3 protein-coding genes are annotated in these 6,632 nt (G+C 56.4%); 2 read left to right on the forward strand and 1 reads right to left on the reverse strand.

The window, feature by feature from the left end; translation table 11 throughout:
• Positions 1–196 precede the first annotated feature (196 nt).
• Positions 197–2,428, reverse strand: a complete 2,232-nt coding sequence (locus B2R17_RS21500) for a hypothetical protein (protein WP_286765602.1) — start codon at positions 2,426–2,428, stop codon at positions 197–199.
• 674 nt (positions 2,429–3,102) lie between these two features.
• On the opposite strand from B2R17_RS21500, the gene B2R17_RS21505 reads away from it, so the two are divergent.
• The gene (locus tag B2R17_RS21505; protein WP_339889035.1) at positions 3,103–5,652 is read left to right on the forward strand and encodes an L-sorbosone dehydrogenase; all 2,550 of its coding nucleotides are present in this window, start codon (positions 3,103–3,105) and stop codon (positions 5,650–5,652) included.
• A gap of 133 nt (positions 5,653–5,785) precedes the next feature.
• Positions 5,786–6,274, forward strand: a complete 489-nt coding sequence (locus B2R17_RS21510; RefSeq protein ID WP_008668757.1) for a DUF1579 domain-containing protein — start codon at positions 5,786–5,788, stop codon at positions 6,272–6,274.
• Positions 6,275–6,632 lie beyond the last annotated feature (358 nt).

Below are 6,632 nucleotides of genomic sequence, written 5' to 3' on the forward strand. Positions count from 1 at the left end.
CGTTGGTGGCTTCGCCAGAATTCAGGCGTGTCCCTCGCTGACCGGCTCGTTGCAATGGCACGCGATCCCTCGCTGACGCTTCGGGTTGGGATTCGATCAACAGGCCCGTGAGCGAGGAACGAAATGAGACAGGTGCGATTCATGATCTTCGCCCCGGATGGGGCCGGCTTCCTTAGCCCCGAGACGGATGGCAACGCTACGCGGCGCGACGTTGGTTCTCGTTGGATTCCAACACGGGCACGTGGGCTCGTTTGCGACGAAGGTCCCGCATGACGGCGGCACTCTCGTGCAGTTTGCCTTCCAGCACTCGCATGCGTTCTTGCATTTCCGCGTTCGCATCGAGACTTTGATCGAGTTCGCTCGAAACGCGTTTGAGCTCGACGGTCAGGTCGGCGACCTGGGACTGCATCGCCGCGGCACGCGGTTCATGCTGACGAGCGGTTTGCAGAGATTCTTTGGTCGACTTCAGCTCTTGGGTCAATCGTTGCACCAGCGAAGTTTGCTCGCCGATTCGAGACTCAAGTTGCTCCTGCGATCGTCGCAGCGATTGAACTTGCTGATTGCGTTCGTCGATCTCTTGCTGCAACTGCGTTTCGCGTTGCTGATGATTCTTGACCTGTTGAGCCAAACGCGTGGATTCGTTGGTTCGATCCGAAACGGTTTGCTTCAACTTCTCGAACTCGGGACGAACCGATTGAAGACGTTCGATCTCGGCACGATGCCGCGACACGGAATCTTGCTGTTCCTGCAGATCGATCCGCAGTTGTGAGATCGCGTCGTCTTTCGCCGCGATGGTGGCTTCCAATTGCGTGGCTTCGTTGCGGAGTTGCTCTGTCGAGGCGTGGATCTCTTGCAGCGTTTTCTCGTGACGGTCACGTTGGACAATCGCGGACGCAAGCGAAGACTCCGTCGTTTCCAAACGAGACGCGGTGGATTCCAAATCGGTTTGAGCTTGCTCGAGTTGCGACTCGACGGTCGACAATTTCTGTGCGGTGGCGGAGAGTTTGGATTCCGATTCTGACAGCTTGGCTTGGCTTTCATTCCAACTGGTTTGAACCGATGCCAGTTCCGTCCGTGTTTGTTCCAGCTGAGACTCGGTCGTCGTCAGTTTTTCGACCGTCTGCGAAAGTTGCGACTGGGTTTCGGACAGGCTCGATTCGGTCGACTCCAATTGCGATGCGGTGCTTTCCAGTTTGGAATTCAGCTCCGTTTGAGTCAGGCTGAGCCGCTCTTCGAGTTCTGAAAGTGCGGACTCGGCGACCACTCGGCTGTCGATGGCTTCTTGGATTCGAAGCGTTCGCTCGTCGAGTTCGTCTGCCAACTCTTCGCGTTCGCTTTGCAGCGTTTGCAGTTTCAGTTCGTTCTCTTGCAACGTGGATTCCAGTTGCGTGCGAGCGGTCTTCAGCTCGCTCACTTCTTCATTGCGAGTTTCCAATTCTTCGCGAACCACTTGAACGGTTTCTTCGTGGCGGGTCGCGGTTTGGATGGCGATCTCGTGTTGTGATCGCAGGTGCTCGTATTCTTTTTGCAGCTCGGCAAAGCGTTGGCCGGTTTCGTCGTATTCGTTGGAAACGTTTTCACGCTCGGCGGCGAATTGATCACGCTGCAAGATCGCGGCGTCACGCTGGGTGACCGCTTCTTCAATTCGTTGAAGCAGCGACTCGTTGGCTTGGCTGAGAGTGTCGATTTCTTCGTTCGCAGCGTTGAGGTCCGCAAGGATTTGTTGGACCTGGCTTTGAGTGTTTTGTTGTTCGTTCTGCAGCGTGGTTTGTTGTTCTCGGAAAGCGTTGAGGGCTTCCTCAGCTGCAAAGACTTCACCGCGAGTGACTTCGATTTGCGACTCGAGTTCTGCGTTTTGTGTTTTAAGTTGCTCGTTGGCCTGCATCAGGAATTCCTGCTGCTTCTCCTTGTTGGCAAGCTCATCGCCGGTGGCGTTGGCGGTTTCGGCGAGCTCACGCATCTTGGAAGCGGATTCTTCAAACCGGGTTTCGTTGTCCGCCAAACCAGAACGCAACGACTCGATTTCTTTTTCCGCTTGTTCCAATGAATCGGTCGCGGCTTTGCGAGCTTCTTCCGCATCTTTGTTGGCCAATTCGAATCGGCTGTGTTCGGTCCGCAGGTGGCCGAGTTCGGTTTCCGCTTCGGCCGTCAGTTGCTTTTGGTCTTTTAGCCACTGACGCAGTTGTTCGTTTTCGGCTTTCACTTCGTCCCGGCTGGATTGCAACGAATCGATGTCGCCTTGCATGCTGAGGAAGTGGTGTTTTCGGCTTCGAGCCGCCGCTTTCGCTTTCGCGTACTTTTTCTCGGCGTCTTTGATGGCCTGCACATCACGACTGCGATCGCGGTACCACAGCAAATGCCCAGCCAGAATGCCTGCCAACATACAGACGAGGGCGGTAAACGACGGGATTCCGATCCAAGTATTCATGGCAGCCACCAACACAAAACAAACGAGAACGCGTGGCAAAAACCACGCTTCAAGTGGCCTGTAGCAAGCCGCCGGCCGGCGTGTCGATACCAAACGGCCACTGAACCACTTCGGGGGTGTGGAGGCCGTGCAGTTTTACTTCACCTTCCCTTTGGGAGTGTCGGGCCGCTTCGGGCCGGGGATGGTTACGTGCTGGATTCAATGCTGAGCCCTCCCCTCGCTTCGCTCGACCCTCCCAAGGGGAGGATTATGATAAACGCTCAGCAAAACAACAGCTTGGAAACGGCACGGCCTCCCGTACGGGCGGGGCCGGCAAGAAGTCAGAAACACAGCACTTCAGCCTCGATCAGTCGGGGGACTCCGAACGACAGTCTGTCCGGTCACGAACCAGTGCTGATGCGAGTTGACAACCAGGGCGTGACGGGATCGATCGGTGCGGTTTCACGCCGCTTTGGGGCGGGTGAGAGGGACTTCGAAGATCTTCACCGTGTTGGTTGGCGGTTGCCCTGGCCGCCGGTTAATATATGGACTTCTCCGAGCGAACGCTCGACGGCGTGGTTTGCGACCACGTCCCCCACTCCCTCCCCATCCCTCCGGCAACTGCTTCGTCCATGAAATCCCTCTGTTCTTCCACGTCTGCTGGCGTTTTCGCGAGCTCGCACGCGGGAAACTGTTTGTCCCGGCGAGTTCTCGCGGTGACGTCATCCGTCTTTCGTCTGGGAGCCATCGTTGGCGTCCTCGGACTGAGCCAACTTCATCTTTCGACCGCATCGGCTGGGTTGGGCGTCACGCCCGCCGAGCAGTTCAAAGTCCCTGAAGGCTTTGAAGTCGAGCTGTTGCACGAAGTCTCCCCCGAGTCGGAAGGCTCTTGGGTCAGCTTGACCGTTGATCCCAAAGGACGCCTGATTGCCTGCGATCAAGCCGGCGGACTGTTCCGAATCGACATGAGCTCGGGTGAAGCCAAAGTTGAAAAGCTCGAGATTGAATTTGTCGGTGCCCAAGGTTTGCTGTGCGCATTTGGGTCGCTGTACGCCAACGTCAACGCTCGCGAATTCCCGTGCGGTTTGTGGCGTTTGACTGATACCAATGGCGACGATCAGTACGACAAAAAGGAACACATCATTCCGCTCAATGGCGGCAGTGAGCACGGTCCTCACGCGTTGCTGGTCACGCCCGATGGCAAACGCATCATCATGGTCGCTGGTAACAACACAAATTTGCCCGAAGACATTGCCCACTCGCGAGTGCCAAAGGTTTGGGACGAAGACCACTTGCTCGGCCGCATGCCCGATGCTCGAGGCCACAACGCCAACCGAATGGCTCCTGGTGGATTCATCTGCTCGTTGAATCCTGACGGCAGCGATGTGGAATTGATCGCAACTGGTTTCCGTAACCCCTACGACATCGCGTTGAACCGTCAAGGCGAACTGTTCACCTACGACGCTGACATGGAATGGGACGTCGGCACGCCTTGGTACCGCCCCACTCGAATCAACCACGTGATCAGTGGATCAGAATTCGGATGGCGAAACGGTACCGGCAAATGGCCTGCGTACTATCCCGATTCGTTTGGATCCGCTGTTGATATCGGACCCGGATCACCAACGGGCATTGTCTTTGGCTACGGAGCCAAATTCCCTAAGAAGTACGAGAACGCTCTGTTCATTTCGGATTGGAGCTACGGCAACATTCACGCGGTTCACCTGACCGAAGATGGTTCCAGCTACAGCGGGACTTACGAAACCTTCGCCACCGCAGCACCCTTGCCCGTGACGGACTTGGTCATCCATCCCGATGGAGCCTTGTACTTCGCGATCGGTGGTCGTGGCACGCAAAGCGGTCTGTACCGGATCAAGTACACCGGCGACATCGCCGCTGCCGATGCGGCGGAAGAAGTTGTCGCTCTGTCGGACGAAGCCAAACAACTTCGTGAGCTACGTCAAAGCATCGAAGCTTTGCACGTGGACGACGCGGATCTTTCGGTCACTCCGGACGAAGCTGTCAAACAAGCGATCAAGAACCTGAGCCATGACGACCGCGCGATTCGCTTCGCCGCTCGAATCGCTTTGGAACACCGTTCGCCTTCGGCCTGGAAGAAAACGGCGCTGAACGAAGCCAACGCCGAAGCCAAAATTCTCGGCGTGATCGCTTTGGCTCGTACGGGCGAAAAAGCGGATCAAGCTGATGCTGTCAAAGCGTTGGAAGCGATCGAGCTGGATTCGTTGACGGCCAATGAAAAGATTGACTTCCTTCGTGCGGCTGGTCTGGTCGCGATGCGTTTGGGCGAATTCACCGAAACGCAGCGAGATGCCCTGTTCGGCAAGATCAAAGGTCAATTCCCAACCGGCGTCGATTCGCTCGACCGCGAGCTGGCGATCATGGCGATCTACTTGGGCGATCCAGATTCGACCGCCTCGGTTGTGGCCGCTTTGCAAAATTCGCCAAGCCAAGAGAGCCAAATCCACTACGCGATGGCATTGCGGGCAGCCAAGGAAGGTTGGAGCAAGGACCTTCGTCGCGATTACTTGGCGTGGTTCAACGAAATGGCAACCGCTCGTGGCGGAATGTCTTTTGGTGGTTTCTTGGACAACATCAAAAAGGTCACTGTTGAACGTTTGTCGGACGCTGACAAGCAATCGCTGGCCGATGTGCTGGCCAAACCCAAGCAAGCCGACGAGGCACCCACCGGACCGCCACGCGAATTTGTCAAGCAATGGAAGGTCGACGATTTGGTTGATCTGGTGAGCGATGAAAACCGTCGTCCCGACTTCGAAAACGGCAAGGCGATGTTCGCCGCCGCGACGTGCTACAAGTGTCACCGAATGGGATTGCAAGGCGGAATTCTTGGTCCCGATTTGACGAGTGCTGGTGGCAAGTTCAGTCCTCGTGACATGTTGGTTTCGATCATCGAACCCAGCAAGGTGATCAGCGACCAATATGGGTCGACGCAGTTCCTGACCGAGGATGGAGAAGTCATCACCGGCCGTGTGATCAACATGCGGAACAAAGAGCTGAACGTGATGACCAACATGTTGGATCCTTCTTCACTCACGAAAGTGGATCGGGAAGCCGTCATCCAAACGCGTGAATCCACCGTCAGCATGATGCCCAACGGTTTGTTGGACACGCTGAACGAGGAAGAGATCGCTGACCTGGTTGCTTACCTGCGAGCCGGTGGCAACGCCAAGCACGCGATCTACACGCAACCGGTCGCCACGCGATAGTTCGTCGACGATCGAATTCAAAGACTAGCGGCCCCGGAGAGCCAGACTCTCCGGGGTCGTTTTTTTATGCGCGCTTCATCAAGTCGTTATCCTTGAGGCTCATCAACCGTCGCTCATATTCCGAGGAAATGCCGTGCCACCCCGACAACTGCTGCGTGCCCTTGAAGGAGATTGGCGAGGGAACTGTCAAACCTGGTTCGAACCCGGCAAACTCGCTGACGAATCCGACGTCTCCGGCAGCATCAAGCCAATGCTGGAAGGTCGCTTTCTGCGTCACGTGTACCAAAGTCAGATCCAAGGCCGTCCGCGTCACGGCGAAGAATGGATCGCTTTCAACGAAGTCACGGAGAACTTTGAGATCTCCTGGGTAGACGATTTCCACATGAGCGGAGCCATCATGATTTCGCGTGGACCGTTGTCGGTGCCCGAAGATTCGTCAAAACGAAGTGCTGCGTTCGAAGTCTTCGGCCACTACGACGTTGGCAAGGATCACCCACGCTGGGGCTGGAAAACTCGCTACGCGTACGATGAAGAATCCGGCTTGGTCATCACCGCCTACAACGTCACGCCAGACGGAGAAGAGGCCAAAGCGATCGAAACGGTTTACCAACGAAACTCGTGAAACTTTTCAGGCAAACGAGCAATTGGATTGAGCGCCCACAAGCAACGGATTCCTCGCCCAACCATCTGCGACCCACATCTCTGGCCCGAGAAAGGTTCGTATTTTCAATCCAAACCCACCGGGATCCATCCGGCCTCGGTTCGCTGCGTCGATGTTCCGCCATCCATGGCTACACATCGACTCCGCTCTCGACGCCCGGTCGCTACGACCCGGCTACGCATGGCGTCGCTACTTCACTCGGTCGGTAACCATCACCGGGGATTAATTCATCCCTCCGCCTTCCACCTTCATCCTTTCTCACCCGCTTGGTGCCATCCTCCGCCGGGCTACGTCATTGGCGGGCCATCCGGGCCCGCCC

The organism is Rhodopirellula sp. UBA1907 (genome assembly GCF_002337565.1).
Lineage (GTDB): Bacteria > Planctomycetota > Planctomycetia > Pirellulales > Pirellulaceae > Rhodopirellula > Rhodopirellula europaea.

What these genes read in the sequence shown, in the direction of transcription:
- B2R17_RS21500 (WP_286765602.1), bottom strand. Translation starts at nt 2,428, where the DNA reads ATGAATACTTGGATCGGAATCCCGTCGTTTACCGCCCTCGTCTGTATG.